The organism is Streptomyces sp. NPDC002958, from assembly GCF_055563255.1.
In genome coordinates, this window is the sequence record NZ_JBVHDS010000028.1 from 19,755 (window position 1) to 34,591 (window position 14,837).

12 protein-coding genes and 5 pseudogenes are annotated in these 14,837 nt (G+C 69.6%); 8 read left to right on the forward strand and 9 right to left on the reverse strand.

Annotation, left to right across the window (positions count from 1 at the left end):
- Positions 1–139 precede the first annotated feature (139 nt).
- Both ACZ3IC_RS29675 and ACZ3IC_RS29680 read right to left on the reverse strand, forming a co-directional pair.
- Entirely contained in the window at positions 140–961 is an 822-nt protein-coding gene (locus ACZ3IC_RS29675) for a PhzF family phenazine biosynthesis protein (RefSeq protein ID WP_467421134.1), read from the reverse strand.
- The gene (locus ACZ3IC_RS29680; protein ID WP_467421136.1) at positions 958–1,566 is read right to left on the reverse strand and encodes a class I SAM-dependent methyltransferase; all 609 of its coding nucleotides are present in this window, start codon (positions 1,564–1,566) and stop codon (positions 958–960) included. Before ACZ3IC_RS29680 ends, ACZ3IC_RS29675 begins: the two co-directional genes overlap by 4 nt.
- Between ACZ3IC_RS29680 and ACZ3IC_RS29685 the strand changes: the two are divergent.
- Positions 1,483–2,542, forward strand: a pseudogene (locus tag ACZ3IC_RS29685) (RNA polymerase sigma factor); the annotation flags it as partial. The gene ACZ3IC_RS29680 and the pseudogene ACZ3IC_RS29685 overlap by 84 nt on opposite strands.
- Here the strand turns inward: ACZ3IC_RS29685 and ACZ3IC_RS29690 are convergent.
- Both ACZ3IC_RS29690 and ACZ3IC_RS29695 read right to left on the reverse strand, forming a co-directional pair.
- Positions 2,523–2,912, reverse strand: a complete 390-nt coding sequence (locus ACZ3IC_RS29690) for a recombinase family protein (RefSeq protein WP_467421236.1) — start codon at positions 2,910–2,912, stop codon at positions 2,523–2,525. The pseudogene ACZ3IC_RS29685 and the gene ACZ3IC_RS29690 overlap by 20 nt on opposite strands.
- A gap of 48 nt (positions 2,913–2,960) precedes the next feature.
- Positions 2,961–3,131, reverse strand: coding sequence for a zinc finger domain-containing protein (locus ACZ3IC_RS29695; RefSeq protein ID WP_467421238.1), 171 nt, complete (start codon positions 3,129–3,131; stop codon positions 2,961–2,963).
- A 406-nt stretch (positions 3,132–3,537) separates the two neighbouring features.
- On the opposite strand from ACZ3IC_RS29695, the gene ACZ3IC_RS29700 reads away from it, so the two are divergent.
- A complete protein-coding gene (locus ACZ3IC_RS29700) occupies positions 3,538–4,989 on the forward strand; it encodes an amidase (RefSeq protein ID WP_467421139.1) in 1,452 nt (483 codons plus the stop codon).
- 57 nt (positions 4,990–5,046) lie between these two features.
- Here ACZ3IC_RS29700 and ACZ3IC_RS29705 read toward each other — a convergent pair.
- Positions 5,047–7,773: pseudogene (locus tag ACZ3IC_RS29705) on the reverse strand (Tn3 family transposase); the annotation flags it as partial.
- Between ACZ3IC_RS29705 and ACZ3IC_RS29710 the strand changes: the two are divergent.
- Positions 7,768–7,923 (forward strand): annotated as a pseudogene (locus ACZ3IC_RS29710) (DUF3291 domain-containing protein); the annotation flags it as partial. The pseudogenes ACZ3IC_RS29705 and ACZ3IC_RS29710 overlap by 6 nt on opposite strands.
- Before the next feature lie 254 nt (positions 7,924–8,177).
- A complete protein-coding gene (locus tag ACZ3IC_RS29715) occupies positions 8,178–8,786 on the forward strand; it encodes a PadR family transcriptional regulator (protein WP_467421140.1) in 609 nt (202 codons plus the stop codon).
- A 68-nt stretch (positions 8,787–8,854) separates the two neighbouring features.
- Here ACZ3IC_RS29715 and ACZ3IC_RS29720 read toward each other — a convergent pair whose 3' ends face one another.
- Together ACZ3IC_RS29720 and ACZ3IC_RS29725 are read right to left on the reverse strand one after the other, a co-directional pair.
- Positions 8,855–9,283: a type II toxin-antitoxin system Rv0910 family toxin gene (locus tag ACZ3IC_RS29720; protein ID WP_467421142.1), complete on the reverse strand. Its 429-nt coding sequence runs from the start codon at positions 9,281–9,283 to the stop codon at positions 8,855–8,857.
- A gap of 102 nt (positions 9,284–9,385) precedes the next feature.
- Entirely contained in the window at positions 9,386–9,577 is a 192-nt protein-coding gene (locus ACZ3IC_RS29725; protein ID WP_467421144.1) for a hypothetical protein, read from the reverse strand.
- A 251-nt stretch (positions 9,578–9,828) separates the two neighbouring features.
- Here ACZ3IC_RS29725 and ACZ3IC_RS29730 point away from each other — a divergent pair, with 251 nt between their 5' ends.
- Together ACZ3IC_RS29730 and ACZ3IC_RS29735 are read left to right on the forward strand one after the other, a co-directional pair.
- Entirely contained in the window at positions 9,829–10,398 is a 570-nt protein-coding gene (locus tag ACZ3IC_RS29730; protein ID WP_467421146.1) for a peptidase, read from the forward strand.
- 261 nt (positions 10,399–10,659) lie between these two features.
- On the forward strand, positions 10,660–11,712 hold the full coding sequence (locus ACZ3IC_RS29735; protein ID WP_467421148.1) for an EamA family transporter: 1,053 nt from the start codon (positions 10,660–10,662) through the stop codon (positions 11,710–11,712).
- A gap of 205 nt (positions 11,713–11,917) precedes the next feature.
- Here the strand turns inward: ACZ3IC_RS29735 and ACZ3IC_RS29740 are convergent, their stop codons facing one another.
- Positions 11,918–12,613, reverse strand: coding sequence for a pyridoxamine 5'-phosphate oxidase family protein (locus tag ACZ3IC_RS29740; protein ID WP_467421151.1), 696 nt, complete (start codon positions 12,611–12,613; stop codon positions 11,918–11,920).
- Between the two features lie 35 nt (positions 12,614–12,648).
- On the opposite strand from ACZ3IC_RS29740, the gene ACZ3IC_RS29745 reads away from it, so the two are divergent.
- Positions 12,649–13,980, forward strand: coding sequence for an aminotransferase class I/II-fold pyridoxal phosphate-dependent enzyme (locus tag ACZ3IC_RS29745; protein WP_467421152.1), 1,332 nt, complete (start codon positions 12,649–12,651; stop codon positions 13,978–13,980).
- On the opposite strand, the pseudogene ACZ3IC_RS29750 reads toward ACZ3IC_RS29745, so the two are convergent.
- Positions 13,971–14,365 (reverse strand): annotated as a pseudogene (locus ACZ3IC_RS29750) (EamA family transporter); the annotation flags it as partial. The gene ACZ3IC_RS29745 and the pseudogene ACZ3IC_RS29750 overlap by 10 nt on opposite strands.
- 3 nt (positions 14,366–14,368) lie before the next feature.
- Here ACZ3IC_RS29750 and ACZ3IC_RS29755 point away from each other — a divergent pair.
- Positions 14,369–14,836, forward strand: a pseudogene (locus tag ACZ3IC_RS29755) (LysR substrate-binding domain-containing protein); the annotation flags it as partial.
- Between the last annotated feature and the right edge of the window lies 1 nt (position 14,837).

Below are 14,837 nucleotides of genomic sequence, written 5' to 3' on the forward strand. Positions count from 1 at the left end.
GCGTCGCCGGGGACGTATGGAAGTGGTCCTTGGATGGTTTCCGGCACTGGAGGCGTACAGAGTGGTCCGCGGACGGTGCTCCGCGCAGAGGTCGCGCACGGGAGCGGTCCGTGCGCCCTCTGCGCGGTCGCCGGACGGATCAGAGCGCCGTGAGCAGTTCACCGTCGATGACCGTCACGGCGTTGCCGGTCAGCAGGGTGCGGTCGCCGCGCAGCGAGGTGCGGACCAGACCGGAACGGGCGGAGACCTGTAGCCCGGTCAGCTCGGCACGGCCGAAGCGGGCCGACCAGAAGGGGGCCAAAGCGGTGTGGGCGCTGCCGGTCACCGGGTCCTCGTCGATTCCGACGCGTGGGAAGAAACCGCGGGAGACGAAGTCGTAGCCGCTGGCGGGGTCCTCGGCGGCGGCCGTGGCGATGATGCCCCGCCGGGAGAGGCGGGCCAGTGCGGTGAGGTCCGGGGTCAGTCCTCGTACGGTCGCCTCGTCGGCCACTTCGACGACCAGGTCGCCGATGTGCGGGCCGGTGTTGTGGACGGAGAGCGGCTCCGCGCCCAGGGCGACGGCCAGCCCGGCAGAAGCGGTCTCCGGCGTCAGCGGGGCTGTGGGGAAATCGAGCGTGACCGTGCCGTCCGGGTGTGCGGTCGCGGTGAGGATTCCACACCGCGCCGCGAAACGCATCGTGCCGCCGGCGGCCTGGGTGGTGTGCAGGATGTGCGCGGTCGCGAGAGTGGCATGCCCGCACATGTCGACCTCGGTGGTCGGGGTGAACCAGCGCAGCGCCCAGTCCGCCTCGCCGCCCGGCGGCAACGGGTGGGCGAAGGCGGTCTCGGAGAGGTTCAGTTCCATGGCGATCCGCTGGAGCTGTGCGTCATCGGGAAAGGCGTCGGAGTCCAGCAGCAGGACTCCCGCCGGGTTGCCGGTGAAGGGGCGGTCGGTGAACGTATCGACGATTCGGATCCTCATGACGTGACCGTACGTGCGGTGGGAAGCGGCAGGCCAAGGCCCATTCCGTGTCGCTGGACCGAAAAGCCCGGCCGGCGCCTGCATCGGACGTAGATGCTCGTTGTCTCCCACGTAGCCGGCCGCATCAGATGGCCGCCGGGCGCGAGCATGCGATGGAATTCGGCGAACACGATCGGCAACAACTCCGGCGGCGTGTGGTGGGCGGAGTAATAGGCCAGGATGCCGTCGGGCTCGTTGTCCCGGATTGCCGGCGCGGTCATCGACCCCACTGTGAGGTTCAGGCTCGGACAGGCCCGCCGGGCCGGCTCGATCATCCTCGGGGACAGGCCGATGCCGAATGCGGACACTCCCAGGTCTGCCAGATGCGCCGTGACTCGGCCGGGCCGGCATCCCAGGTCCGTGGACCGGCCCGCGGTCGGTCGCCTGTACGGCTTAGTGGTCGGCTCCGGAAGTCCTTCGGGGGTTGACGTAGCGGCAGGGCCTGTGTGAGGTGCCGGTTGTCCACTCGGTGCGGGGCATGCCCAGGCCAGTGCGTCCCGTGGGGGCCGAGGGCCGTATACGGATCTTCCGTAGCTGCACGGGAGTGTCCAGTGCGAAGCGAGCATGCCCGGCGGCGTCGCGAGGGCCGGATCGCCCTGGCCACCCTCAGGCGGAGCTGCTCAGCCATGCCGCGGATGCCGCATCAGGCACGGATCGGGATGACTCCCTCGCGCTGCTGTTCCTCTGCTGCCACCCGGCGCTGTCCGAGCCCAGCCGGATCGCGCTGACGCTGCGCGCGGTCGGCGGGCTGACGACCGCCCAGATCGCGACGGCTTTCCTGGTCCCCGAGGCGACCATGGCCCAGCGCATCAGCCGGGCCAAGCAGACCATCAAGGCCTCCGGTATGCAGCTCCGCATGCCGGAGTTGATCTTCAACGAGGGGTACACCACCACGGACGGCGCCGACCTGACCGCGCCGGCACTGTCGGCCGAGGCACTCCGGCTCACCCGGCTGCTGCACCGCCTGCTGCCCGACGACGGCGAAGCGGCCGGGCTGCTGGCGCTGATGCTGCTCACCGAAGCGCGCCGCCCCGCCCGCACCGGGCCCGGCGGCGACCTGGTGCCGCTGGCCGAGCAGGACCGCGGCCAGTGGGATCGTCGGCTCATCGCCGAGGGAGTCGACCTGATCAGCCGGACCCTGCCCCAGGGTCGGGTCGGCCCGTATCAGCTGCAGGCCGCGATTGCCGCTGTCCATGACGAGGCCGAGCATGTCGACTCTACGGACTGGCCGCAGATCCTGGCGCTGTACGGACTTTTGGAACAGGTCACGCCGACCCGGTGGTCACCCTCAACCGCGCGGTCGCCGTCGCCATGGTGCACGGCCCCGCCGCCGGGTTGGAGCTGCTTGCCGCCCTGGAGTCCGACCGGCGGATGGCACGCCATCACCGGCTCCTCGCCACCCGCGCCCACTTCCTCGAGCTGTTAGGCGAGCACCACGCCGCGGCGGACGCCTACTTCGACGCCGCCCGACGCACCACCAGCGCACCGGAACGACGCCATCTCACCGCCCGTGCCATGCGCCTCACCTCCGCACAGAGCTGATCGCGCCCGTAGATCTTCGGCCACGGTCGCCGGGGTCGTACAGGCCGGTGATGGGGCCGCTCAGGAACTCCAGGGCGATGCCGGCCTTGCGCAGGTCCTCGACGGTGACGAGAAGGTCGGTGCCGCGGCCGAGACGGCGGAACTCGTGGACGGTCAGGATGACCTGGACTTCTGGGTGCAGCCGTTTGAAGCGGCGGGCCATCGCGACGGCCTTCTCGTACTCGGGCCAGACCTTGACGCGGGTGGAGACCTTCTCGTGGAACACCTCGAAGCAGACAGGCTCCAGCGCGTCGAGCTGGGACTGGAGTTCTTGAGTAGCGGTACTGCAGCGGGCGTAGCCGATGCGGACCGCAGTGATCCCCGCCGCCAGCGGCGCGGGCTCGGTGGGCTCGGCCCCGTCGGGTTCGGGGCCGAGCGCTCAGCGCTTGCCGGGGCCTCGGTCGGACGGGGTGAGGACGGGGAGTTCCTCGGCGACCCGGGGCACGAGCTGGAGGCGGCGGGGGTGGTACTTCACCGCTGTCTTCCCGGCACCGGTGCGGCACGCTGACCCGGCCGGGACGTCACAGGTCGGGCAGAGGTGGCGCTCGATGGCGACGGGGGCGTCGAACTACTCGTCAGTCATGCCTCGAAAGCTACCGGTGTGAGGAGGTTTCAAGAAAGCATTCCAAGAACCCAATTGAGAACCAGGAGGCCGGACGAACCGGACACGGTCCGGGGGTGCGGTGGCGGCTTCTCATTTGGTCGTTTATGAGAATCATGGTGCGCGGCAATCGTTGGTCGGGGCGGGTGCCCGTGTCATATCGCCATCGATCGGGGCGCTGAGGCGCCTCCGGCGTGACCATCTCCGTAGGTGCGCCAGGCCGCCGCGCGTCGCCATGGCCAGCGGTCGGGCGAATTTTCAGTGGCCAGAGAGCAACATGATGAGTTGAGACATCTATCCCGTTGTGCGAATCGGCATTCTATGACCTCTAGCAGAGGTCAGTACGGTCGGATTCATGGAGTGGAACTTTCAGACTGCAGAAGAACTCGCGGCCGCCTTGCGTGCCGGTGAAGTGACATCGGTGGAGCTGACCGACGAGGCAATCGCTCGTATCGAGCGGGACGACAAGGTGATCAACGCGATCTGCGTGCCGGACTTCGACCGTGCGCGGGCCGCCGCGCGCCGTGCCGACCAGGCGCGCGCCCGCGGCGAGGACCGGCCGCTGCTGGGTATTCCGGTGACGGTCAAAGAGTCCTACAACATCGCCGGGCTGCCCACGACCTGGGGCATGCCGCCGCAGGCGAACTTTATGCCGACCGAGGACGCGGTCCAGGTGTCGCGGCTCAAGGCCGCGGGCGCGGTGGTGCTCGGTAAGACCAATGTGCCGGTGGGGCTGCAAGATATCCAGAGCTTCAACGAGATCTACGGCACCACCAACAACCCGTGGGATCACGGTCGCACGTCGGGTGGGTCCTCGGGCGGATCAGCGGCGGCCCTGGCTTCCGGGTTCGGCGCGCTGTCCATCGGCTCCGACCTCGCCGGCTCGTTGCGTACCCCCGCGCATTTCTGCGGCATCTACGCGCACAAGCCGACACTCGGACTGGCGGCAACCCGCGGCATGGTCGCGCCGCCGGCACCGCCATTGCCGGTCGACCTCGACCTTGCCGTCGTCGGTCCGATGGCGCGCACCGCCCGCGACCTCACGCTCCTGCTCGATGTCATGGCCGGACCGGACCCGCTGACGCACGGTGTGGCGTACGACGTGACGCTGCCGCCCGCGCGCCACGAGCGGCTCGGCGACTTCCGGGTCTTGGTGCTCGAGGAGCATCCGCTCATTCCGACCGGGTCCGCCGTGCGGGCGGGCGTGAACCGGGTGGTCGACTCGCTTGCCGACGGCGGCGCCCGCGTCGAACGGCACACTCCGCTGCTGCCCGATCTGACCGAAGCCGCCATGCTTTACAGGCAGTCGCTGTTTTCGGGCTCTGTCGCACGTTTTCCCGTCGACTCCTACGAGCAGCTGCGGAACCGCGCCGCCGGACTGAGCGCAGACGACCAGAGTCTGGATGCGGCGCTGCTGCGCGGGATGGTGTTGAGCCACCGCGACTGGATCGAGGCGAACAGCCGTCGCGAGCTCCACCGTCACGGCTGGCGGCAGCTCTTCGCCGAGTTCGACGCCGTGGTGTGTCCAATCACGCCGACTCCCGCGTTCCCGCACGACCACAACCCCAATCCGCTGGAACGCCGGATCGACATCGACGGCGTCGAGTACCCGTACTTCGACCAGCTCGTCTGGGCCGGTCTGGCCACCATGCCCGGCCTGCCCGCCACCGCCATACCAGCGGGCCGGTCCCCCGAGGGCCTGCCGGTGGGAGTGCAGCTCATCGGCCCGATGTTCGAGGACCGCACCCCGCTGCGGCTGGCCGAACTGCTCGAGCACAAGATCGGCGGCTTCCAGCCGCCGAAGTAGGGCGTACTACCGGGTGTCCGTCGAGGATGAGGTGCGGATGACAAACGAGGGCCGGGGCCTGCCGTGGCAGATGTCGCGGGCGAGCTTGTGCCGGGACTCCTGGACGGTGAGCTGCCTGTGCATCTGGCGGCGGTAGGTGTCGTCCATGGGGTCGACGACGGCGAGCAGGTGCAGGGTCTTGGCGATGCGTCCGTACTCGGCGAACGCCTGACCCAGCGGGGTGGGGTGGCCCTCACGGCCGAACATCCGCAGCAGGTCATACGCCCGGACCTGGTTGGTGACCAGGGAGCCGGCCACCCGCAGCATGTCCGGCCACGCGGTGAGCACCTTCTTCACGTTCACCCTGTTGCGGGCGATGGCCTCCAGCGGCCCGTAGTTGCCCAGGGCTTCGCCGCCGGGCATCTGGGCCTTCCAGAACCGCTGGTCTTCGAGGTCCTTGAAACGCGGGGAGAAGCCGTAACCGAGCATCTTGAAGATGCCGAACACCATGTCCGAATAGGAGGCGTTGTCCGTGGCGACCATCTCCGGCTTCACCCCGCCGTCCAGGTTCAGCAGCGCGTCCAGAATGAACAGCGAGTCGCGCGGGGTACCGGGCACCACCATCTGCCCGATCCCGATCACCTGGTCATTGATGGCGTTGAGCCAGGTGATGCCCTTCTTCTTTGCGAAGTACTTCGGCGAGGGCGCGGCGTTGATGGTACGGACGGGGACGACGAAGCGCAGGCCTTCGACGGAGGCAAGCAGTCCGTTGCCCCAGAACTTGACGATCGGCACCTTCGCCTGGGCCTCGATCAGCGCCGCGTTGGCCGCGGCGATGGTGTCCGCGCGCAGGTAGTACTGGTCGACGTGGACCAGGCGGGAGCGGGTGAGCGCCTCGATCCCCGGGTTGACCTGGGCCTGCCAGACAGGCTTCGCGGTATGTCCGGGGTCATCCCGATGTTGCAGCTCTCGCTCACGAGCAGGGCCACCACTGAGGTCGCCAGGTCCTTCATGCGGGTCTTGCCGTCGCCCAGGTGCACGAAGGCGTCCAGGAAGCCGGTCCAGGCGTGCACCTCGAACAGCAGGTCCGGCAGGTCGATCTTCGGGAGCATCTTCTCGACCCGCTTGCGCAGCCAGGCAAGCGACTTCGGCTCACCGAGCGCGTGGAGCTTCTCGACGTTCAGCTTCGCCCGCCCGTTGGGCTGCACCTCAATGCTGATCTTCGCGTCTGTGCCGGCCTCCTCCAGGCGCTCGGCCATCTGCATCCACGCGGCGTCCAGCACGGCGACCAGGCCCTTCAGGTGCTGCTCGGCGTCCGCGTCCAGGCTCAGGCCCGCCAGGACGTTGTCGCGTACGGCCTCCCACTCCTTGCCGTCCAGCAGCCGGGCGCGCGGGTTGGACCAGCGGTGCGAGGGGGAGGCGAAGATGTCCCGGCGCTTCAGGGCGCGGAAGAGCTGCTCCAGCACGCACACCACGTACGCGTCGCGGTCCACCGCCCCCTCCGGCAGCTCGGCGTTGGCGAACACCGCCTTGCGCCACACCGGCGGCACCAGCTTGTCGTCGATCTCGCGCGGCAGCAGCGGCTTCTCCGACACCCGGCGCCTCGCCAGGGCGGGCAGCCGCTTCACCCCCGCCAGCACCCGCTTGCCGCCAGCCGCGGCCCCCAGCGCCGAGGTTCCGCCAAGCAGGGCCAGGAACGGCTTGACGGCGTTGTAGCGCAGCGCCAGCGCGTTACGCAAGGCGATCTCCGCCGAGTCGTCATCCTCCGGGACCAGGCTCACCACCGTGGCCGCCGCACTGGACAGCACGCCCGCGGCGCGATCTCCTCCAGGGCGCCCGCCACAGCGCGGCACGATCCGGATCGCAGCCGGTCTCCTCCAGCACCTCCAGCTCCTCGATGACCACCTTCGAGAGCCTGGCCGTGATCCTGGCCGCCTTCTCCAGCTGCGGCAGCGTGGACAGGCGTTCCTTGTCCGTGGCCCGCTTCGTCGTGCTGATCAGCCTGGTCGCCATCAGGATCTCGAACAGGTCCAGCGCGTCGTCGATCGCCTTGGCCTCCAGGTGCCGCATCACCGCGGTGAGCATCGCCGTGTGCTTCGGCTCCGAGGCCCGCTCCAGCTTCGCCGCCTTCGTGCCCAACCCGTACCGGGCCAGCGCCGACAGCCGGTTCGGCGGGACCTTGTTCAGCTTCACCCGCCCCAGCCGGTACGCGGCGATCTCATCCACCCGCTGGAGCGCGTTCTTCATCGCGGTGCCCGTGGTCCGCGTCGGCGGCTGGCGCAGCTGCTCCAGGTACGAGTACCGCTTTCCCTCCGGCGTCTTCAGCAGCGCCACCAGGTCCCCTGCCAGGGACGGGTCAGCCCGCCAAGCGGCCTTCGCGACCGTGGTGTGCAGCCGCTTCTCCGCGGTTCCGCGGACCTCCGCCACCTCCCGCGCCAGCACCGAGACACCCGGCAGCAGCACCCGGTTCCGGCGCAGCCAACCCACCGCGTGGTCGAACAGGGCCTTCGGCCCCTCCGCGTGCGCCGTCCATGCCCGCCCGTGCAGGAACGCCCTAAACTTCCGCCCCATCTCATGGTCCTCGTACGGGTGGTAGCCGTACGCGTCGCGGATCTCCCACGCGTGGTCGTACACCGTCTGCCGCCGCTCCGTGTACCGCTTCACACACGACGGGTCCTCGATACCCAACTGCTCGGCCAGGTGCTCGACCACAGGCCACGGCACATCCAGCGGGTCCTCGCCCAGGAACGTCCCCACGTACCGCACTGTGCACATCTGGAGAGCGAAGCCAAGCTGGTGATGCTTCCCACCTGGCAGGACGGGGTTTCCAGGCTGGAGCACCTCCACGACCACGGTTCCGCACCGCACGCCTTCACCTTCCACCATTCGTTCGCCCCGGACGGAACTCCGACCAGGATCAAAGGCATCGAGCCGCAGAGCGACCAGGTTCGCTGACAAGGAAGCCTGAACGACTGGGTTCGCTGTCAAACGCCTCGATTGAATGACGGCGAACAGTCACCCTCCACTGACACAGACCAGCATGTAGTCATCCCTGACTGACACGGAAGTTAGTCGATCACCCTTCGCTGGCAGTCGATCAACGTTCCCTGGCACGGGTCAACAGCGGCCGGCCAAGGTGTTTGTCCAGCGAGCTGTTCCGATATATCGTTGATGCATCGCGACAGATCAACGATGCGAGGAGCGTAGCGATGCGTTCACATGGACACGGCCATGAGCACGGGCACGGACATGGGCACTGCGGGCCCGGTCATCAAGGTCGGGGCGACTTCGAGGGGCGGCGGGCGGCCTTCGGGCAGTTCGGTCCGCCGTTCGGCGGCGGCCCGTTCGGCGGCCGCGGCCGGGGTGGTGGCCGGGGGAGGGCGCGCCGCGGTGACGTGCGTGCGTCGATCCTGGCGCTGCTGAAGGACCGGCCGATGCATGGGTACGAGATGATTCAGGAGATCGGCGAGCGCAGCGGCGGGGCCTGGCGGCCCAGTCCGGGCTCGGTCTACCCGACCCTCCAACTGCTTGAGGACGAGGGCCTGATCGTCAGCGCGAGCGAGGGCGGCAAGAAGCTGTTCACGCTCACCGACGTCGGCCGCGCCGAGGCGGAGTCGGGTCCCGACGCCCCCTGGGAGGAAGCCGGGCGCGGAGTCGACTGGGAGAGCGTCAATGAGATCCGGCAGGCCGGCTTCGGTCTGATGGAGGCGTTCGGCCAGGTCTGGAAGACCGGCTCGGCCGACCAGCGTCAGAAGGCGCTCACCGTCATCAATGGCGCCCGTAAGAAGCTCTATCTGATCCTTGCCGACGAGCGCTGAGCTCGTGGGCAGGGTGCCAAGGGCCTCGCGGCCGAGCCGCGGGGCCCTTCCCGTCGGTCCGGTGGCCGTCAGGAGACGAGCCCGCCCAGTCTGCGCAGCGACTCGACGAGCGCGGCGGTCGCCGAGTCCTTCAGCTTGCCCGCCATCAGGGAGACCGCGGCGCCGGTGAACTCCCCGTCGATCCGTACCGTGGTCGCATCCCCGTCGGGGGTCAGCGAGTAGCGCATGCCCAGGTTGACGCCCATCGGTCCCTTGCCCTTGGTGACCAGCAGGCGCGCGGTCTCCAGCTCCGCCACCGTCCAGGTCACCTCGGCGGGGAAACCCATGAGCTTCATGTTCTCCTCGTAGGTGGCCGCGAGTTCGAGTGTTGCCGGGCCGCCCTTGGGGAAGCTGGTGTGGGTGGCGTTCCACCGGCCGTACGCGGTGAAGTCCGTCAGCTGGGCCCAGACTTTCTCGGCTGGTGCCTCGATGCGCGCTTCTGCACTGACTTCGGCCATGCGGCCACCCCTTCTCGGTGGGTTACGGTGTCGCGGAACGTAGCCGCAGTGGCGTGAACATTCAATACTGATGAACCGTCAGATGGCTGTTTCCTTCTATGCCTACCTGCGCGCAATGCCTGCCCGCCAGATCAGTGCGGCGTCGAACGGGTTGCAGGTGCGCGGGTGCGGGCCGTCGTCGTGGCAGTGGAACGCGGCCCAGGAGAGGTCGGCGCGCAGTGTGTCCGCCGGTGCGTGGACCCGGTATACGTACTCCCGCCCGTCGAGCGCTGGTAAGGCAACCGAGCAGGACACGTCCGCGGACTTCCTTCCGGCTGTCGTATGGGTGGTGTGGCCTGGTGTGGGACATACGGGGTGGCGGTTCCCGGTTGCTCGGGGAGCGCGACGCAAGGCGGCGCGCGCCGCTATTCCGGATCGGATCCCGCAATGGCGAGATCTCATCCGTAGGGAGGAGAAATCGCTCTGGTGCACCCAACTTGCGTGGGATGCCTAAATGGGCCCCTCCGGGGATGCTCCGGCGCTGGGGGACTGATGGGGTAAGAGGTGTGCAAAACAGGACACCACGGATCCCTCGGCAGCCCGCACCGAACCGTGCTGAGTTCGAGGCCAGACTCACTGTGGAGCTGGCCGCCGTGGTGACGGGTGCCCGTAGGCGCGCACTGCGCGACGGCGACCGGCAGATCGACACGGCGCATCTGCTGCACTCCCTCGTCGAGTCGGACCCTGAGGTGCGGGCGGCCTTCGAGGGGGGACCGCAACTGGCCAAGGTGCTCGGCTATCTCGTCCAGCGCAGCATCGGATACGGACTCCGCTGGCAGGGTTCGGTGGAGGACTCCGGCGCTGTCCCGGTCGTCAGCGACCCGGATTCCGCTGTGTGGGACACGGGGGCGGAGGGTTGGTCGCCCTCGGCCGCTTCGGCGATGGCCGAAGCCCGCGCGCGGGCGGATCTGCGCGGCGACGTGCGGGCCGGAGGGCTCGATCTGCTCGCGGCGCTGGCCTCGGACCATGAGTGCCGGGCTGTCGAGGTGCTGGAGCGGGCCGGTGTCGACGCGGAGCGGCTTGCGGCCCGGATCGTCGGGATGACCGGCCCCGGGGGGCGAGGTGCCGGGGGCTGACGGCCTGACGTGCCGGAGCCGATTCAGCACGGCGGTTCGGTCAGGCCTCGAAGGTCGGGCGGAGCAGGGTGCCGGTGCGGTCGGCGGGGGCGTCGCGAAGGGTGTCGAGGCCCGGGCGCCGGTGGTCGATGGTGACGCCCGCCAGGGTGGTGATGGCGGTGCGGCGCGCGCCCCTGGGGCGTCGGCCTCCGGCAGTGCCCCGCCGTGCATGTCAGGGGTCACCGGGGTGACGCTCCTGACCGAAGCTGACATGATGTGCCGATGTATGCGTCTCAGGGGAGAAGCGCCAGCCTGGGACTCGCCCTCGTCTCGGCGTTCGCATTCGGTGGTTCAGGGGTGGCGGCCAAGCCACTGATCGAGGCAGGACTTGATCCGCTCCATGTGGTGTGGCTACGGGTGGCGGGCGCCGCCCTGGTCATGCTGCCCGTCGCCTGGCGCCACCGGGACCTCGTGCGCAGTCGGCCGGTCCTGCTGCTGGGGTTCGGACTGCTCGCCGTTGCGGGTGTGCAGGCCTTCTACTTCGCCGCGATCTCCCGTATCCCCGTCGGTGTCGCACTCCTCGTCGAGTATCTGGCGCCCGCGCTCGTCCTCGGCTGGGTCAGCTTCGTCCAGCGGCGACCGGTTTCCCGGAGGGCCGCGGTCGGTGTGATCCTTGCCGTCGGGGGACTCGCTTGCGTGGTCGAGGTCTGGTCGGGGCTGAGCTTCGACGTGGTCGGGCTGCTGCTCGCGCTCGGTGCCGCCGGCTGTCAGGTCGGCTACTTCGTCCTGTCGGACCAGGGGAGCGCGGACAGGGCGGAAGGCGTCGAGCCGCCGCATCCGGTCGGTGTCATCGCGTACGGGATGCTGATCGGCACAGTCGTCCTCACCGTGGTCGCACGGCCCTGGAACATGGACTGGTCGGTCCTGGGCGGCAGCGTGGGCATGGACGGTACGGAGGTACCCGCCTGGCTGCTGCTCGTCTGGGTCGTGTTGATGGCGACTGTGGTCGCCTATGTCACCGGGGTGATCTCGGTGCGGCTGCTCTCCCCTGCGGTGGCGGGCGTCGTCGCCTGTCTTGAGGCGGTCATCGCCACCGTGCTCGCCTGGGTGATGCTCGGCGAGCACCTGTCGGCGCCGCAGCTCATCGGCGGCTCCATGGTGCTGATCGGTGCCTTCATTGCCCAGTCGACAATGCCGCGGACTCCCTCCGGTCCCGTCGCATCGGGATCGGGTGAGGGGCCTGTCGAAGGGGCGGGCGAGAGGCGTGTCGCGGGACCGGGCACAGTCCGCGTCGCTGCCGAGGGGGAGTTGTCCGCGGGCCGGGCTGCCGAGTGATCGTGCGGGGCATCGGACCGTCCAGGCCGGACCAGGTGACCGGGGGCGAGAGAGAACCCGCCCGCCCGCAACGGACCGCGCCCCCGGAGACGTGCCGCCGAACGGGACGAGAAAGCGGCAACCCAGCGCATCCAAAACCGTTCGGGATGCGGCCAGAACACATCAGTGGGTCCAGGACTCACTCATGCACGCTGGTTAGGAACGGTCAGAGCGCGGCCATGTAGTCCGGTACCCCGATGGCGGGATCGAGGTCGTGCGAGGGGAGCGGCGCCGCATAGCCGTGAGCGAGCGGGATGACGCCCGCCCAGTGGGGCAGCTCGAGGTCGCGGGGGTCGTCGTTGGGGCCGCCGGTGCGGATCTTGGCGGAGACCTCCTGGAGGTCCAGGCGGATGACCGCTGTCGCGGCCAGCTCCTTCTCGTCGGCGGGCCGCGCGTCAGCGGACCGGCCCGGCACCACGTGGTCGACGATCGCGTCGAGAGCGGTCCGTCGCTCCTGCGGGTCGGTGACTGTGCGCGCGATGCCGTGGACCACCACGGAGCGGTAGTTGATCGAATGGTGGAAGGCGGAACGGGCGAGCACCAGCCCGTCGACATGCGTCACCGTCAGGCAGACGGGCAGGCCGGGATCGGTCCGGCCGGCCTCCCGCAGCGGCCGGGAACCGGTCGAGCCGTGTACGTAGAGCCGCTCGCCGACCCGGCCGAAGAGCGTCGGCAGGACGACCGGTGAGCCGTCACGGACGAAGCCGAGATGGCAGACGTACGCCTCATCGAGTATCGAGTGGACCAGATCCCGGTCGTACGCCGCGCGATCGCGGGAACGGGTCGGGACGGTGCGCTCGGTCGGCTGGTATCCGGCCGCGGCGTCCGGGCCCGTGGTCTGCGGCGATACGGTGTCCGACATTGCCTACTCCATTGCACTAGTGCATAATCTTGTTTGTGCTAGGAGAGTATCGGATCATCGGGCGGCGTGCAGCGGAAATTGCCGCCAGTGTGGAGCGCGGGGTCGGTTCGGGGGAGCTTGCGCCGGGACAAGTACTGCCGCCCATGCGGGAGCTGGCGGACCTGCTGGGGGTGAATCCCAATACGGTGGCGGCTGCCTACCGCACGCTCCGCGAGCGCGGGGTGATCGAAACGGCCGGGCGCCGGGGCAGCAGGGTGCGGTCGCGGCCCGCGAGTACGGCGCGCGGTTCGCTCCGGGTCGAGGCGCCGCCCGGGGTGCGGGATCTGGGGGAGGGGAACCCCGATCCGGCGCTGCTGCCCGCGTTGGGCGAGGCGTTCGAGGCCGCCGCGGGTGAGTATGCGCAGCGGCCCGGAATGTACGGCCAGGCGCCGGTGGACGCGGAGTTCGCCGCACTCGCCCGCGCGGCGCTGGATGCCGACGGAGTGCCGGCCGGATCCGTGGTCGCGACCTCCGGATCGCTGGATGCGATCGAGCGCGTACTGGTCGCGCATCTCAAGCCCGGTGACGCGGTGGCCATCGAGGACCCGGGGTGGGGCAGCTTGCTGGATCTCGTACCGGCGCTGGGGCTGCGTCCAGTGCCTGTCGCGCTCGACGACGAGGGACCGCTGCCCGATGCCGTCGAGCACGCGCTGAACGCCGGTGCCCGCGCGCTCGTGGTCACCGACCGCGCGCAGAATCCGACCGGGGCCGCGATCAGCGCCGGGCGTGCCTTCGAGCTGAGGGGCGTTCTTGCCGGACACCGCGGCGTCCTCCTGATCGAGGACGACCACGGGCATGCCATCGTCGATCTGCCGCTTTACCCGCTGGCGGGCGCCACGGACCGGTGGGCGTTCGTGCGGTCCGTGGCCAAGGCGTACGGTCCGGATCTGCGGGTCGCCGTGCTGACCGGTGACCCGGTCACGGTCGACCGGGTGTCGGGCCGGCAGCGGCTGGGTCCCGGCTGGGTCAGCAGACTGCTGCAACGGGCCGTGGTGCACCTATGGTCTTCGGGCGCCGTCGATTCGTGCGCGGTGGCAGGGGCGTACGCAGAGCGGCGGGACGCACTCGTGAAGGCGCTGGAGGAGCGGGGCGTGGAGGCGCACGGACGCAGTGGCATGAATGTGTGGGTACCGGTCAGTGACGAGACCGGTGCGGTGGCACGGCTGCTGCACGCGGGCTGGGCGGTGGCGCCCGGGGCGCGGTTCCGGATGACCGCGCCCCAGGGGGTCCGGCTCACCGTCTCGCCGTTGACGGGGGCCGATATCGGGCCGCTGGCAGATGCGGTGGCGGCAGCGGCGGGACCGGCGAAACCGCTGAACTACGGCTGAGTCTCGGTCCTGGCCTTGCCGCTGCGCGCCCTGCTCTGGGTGAGGGCGGCGCCTGCCAGGACCACGAGCGCGCCGACCGGAGTGTTCCAGCTCAGCTGCTCACCGAGCACGACGACTCCGGCCGCGGTGGCGATCAACGGAATGAAGTAGGTGACCATCTGCGCGGTCGTCGGTCCGACCTCCTCCACCAGGCCGTACTGCATCAGCACCGCGAGGCCCGTGCCGAGCGCCCCCAGGGCGACCACGGCAAGGGTCGGGAGCAGCGAGAATCCATCAGGGGCGAGGTGAACAGCGGGGTCACCAGGGCGATCTGCACCGTGCCGAGAAAGAGCTGGCTGCCGGTCAGGGCGAGCGTGGAGGAACTGCCGCCCGCCAGCGTCCTGCGGGCTGGAGCAACAAGCGGCTCTCGGCGCCCGGCGGCCTGACCAAGGCCGAACTCCTGGACGACGTACCGGACGTCGCGATGCCGGCCGGTCATCGGCTCGCCGACCAGGCGGAGGTGGACCTGGAGGAGTTCGCCGACGAAGACTGGGTGTCCTGGCCCGAGGGTGAGTTCTGCTACGACTGGCTGATGTTTACCCTGCGCTCGAAGGGTATCGAACCGCGCATTGCGTATCTGGCGGGCGAGCATCACACCCAACTCGCCCTGATCGCAGCAGGGATGGGGGTCTGTGTTACACCTCGGCTGGGCCGAGGACCGGTGCCCGACGGGGTGCGGCTCGTGCCCGTACGGCAGAAGATGCGGCGGCACGTCCATGCCGTGTGGCGTACTTACGCGGACCGGCGCCCGTCGATCAGGGCGGCGGTGGCGGCGCTGCGGATGGCCGGACGGGAGCTGGACGCGCCGTCGGCGTAGG

Coding starts and splice junctions, on each gene's coding strand:
- ACZ3IC_RS29720 (WP_467421142.1), bottom strand. CDS start 9,283: ATGGCCGAAGTCAGTGCAGAAGCGCGCATCGAGGCACCAGCCGAGAAA.
- ACZ3IC_RS29680 (WP_467421136.1), bottom strand. CDS start 1,566: ATGCTCGCTTCGCACTGGACACTCCCGTGCAGCTACGGAAGATCCGTA.
- ACZ3IC_RS29715 (WP_467421140.1), top strand. CDS start 8,178: ATGCGTTCACATGGACACGGCCATGAGCACGGGCACGGACATGGGCAC.
- ACZ3IC_RS29700 (WP_467421139.1), top strand. CDS start 3,538: ATGGAGTGGAACTTTCAGACTGCAGAAGAACTCGCGGCCGCCTTGCGT.
- ACZ3IC_RS29735 (WP_467421148.1), top strand. CDS start 10,660: ATGTATGCGTCTCAGGGGAGAAGCGCCAGCCTGGGACTCGCCCTCGTC.
- ACZ3IC_RS29675 (WP_467421134.1), bottom strand. CDS start 961: ATGAGGATCCGAATCGTCGATACGTTCACCGACCGCCCCTTCACCGGC.
- ACZ3IC_RS29740 (WP_467421151.1), bottom strand. CDS start 12,613: ATGTCGGACACCGTATCGCCGCAGACCACGGGCCCGGACGCCGCGGCC.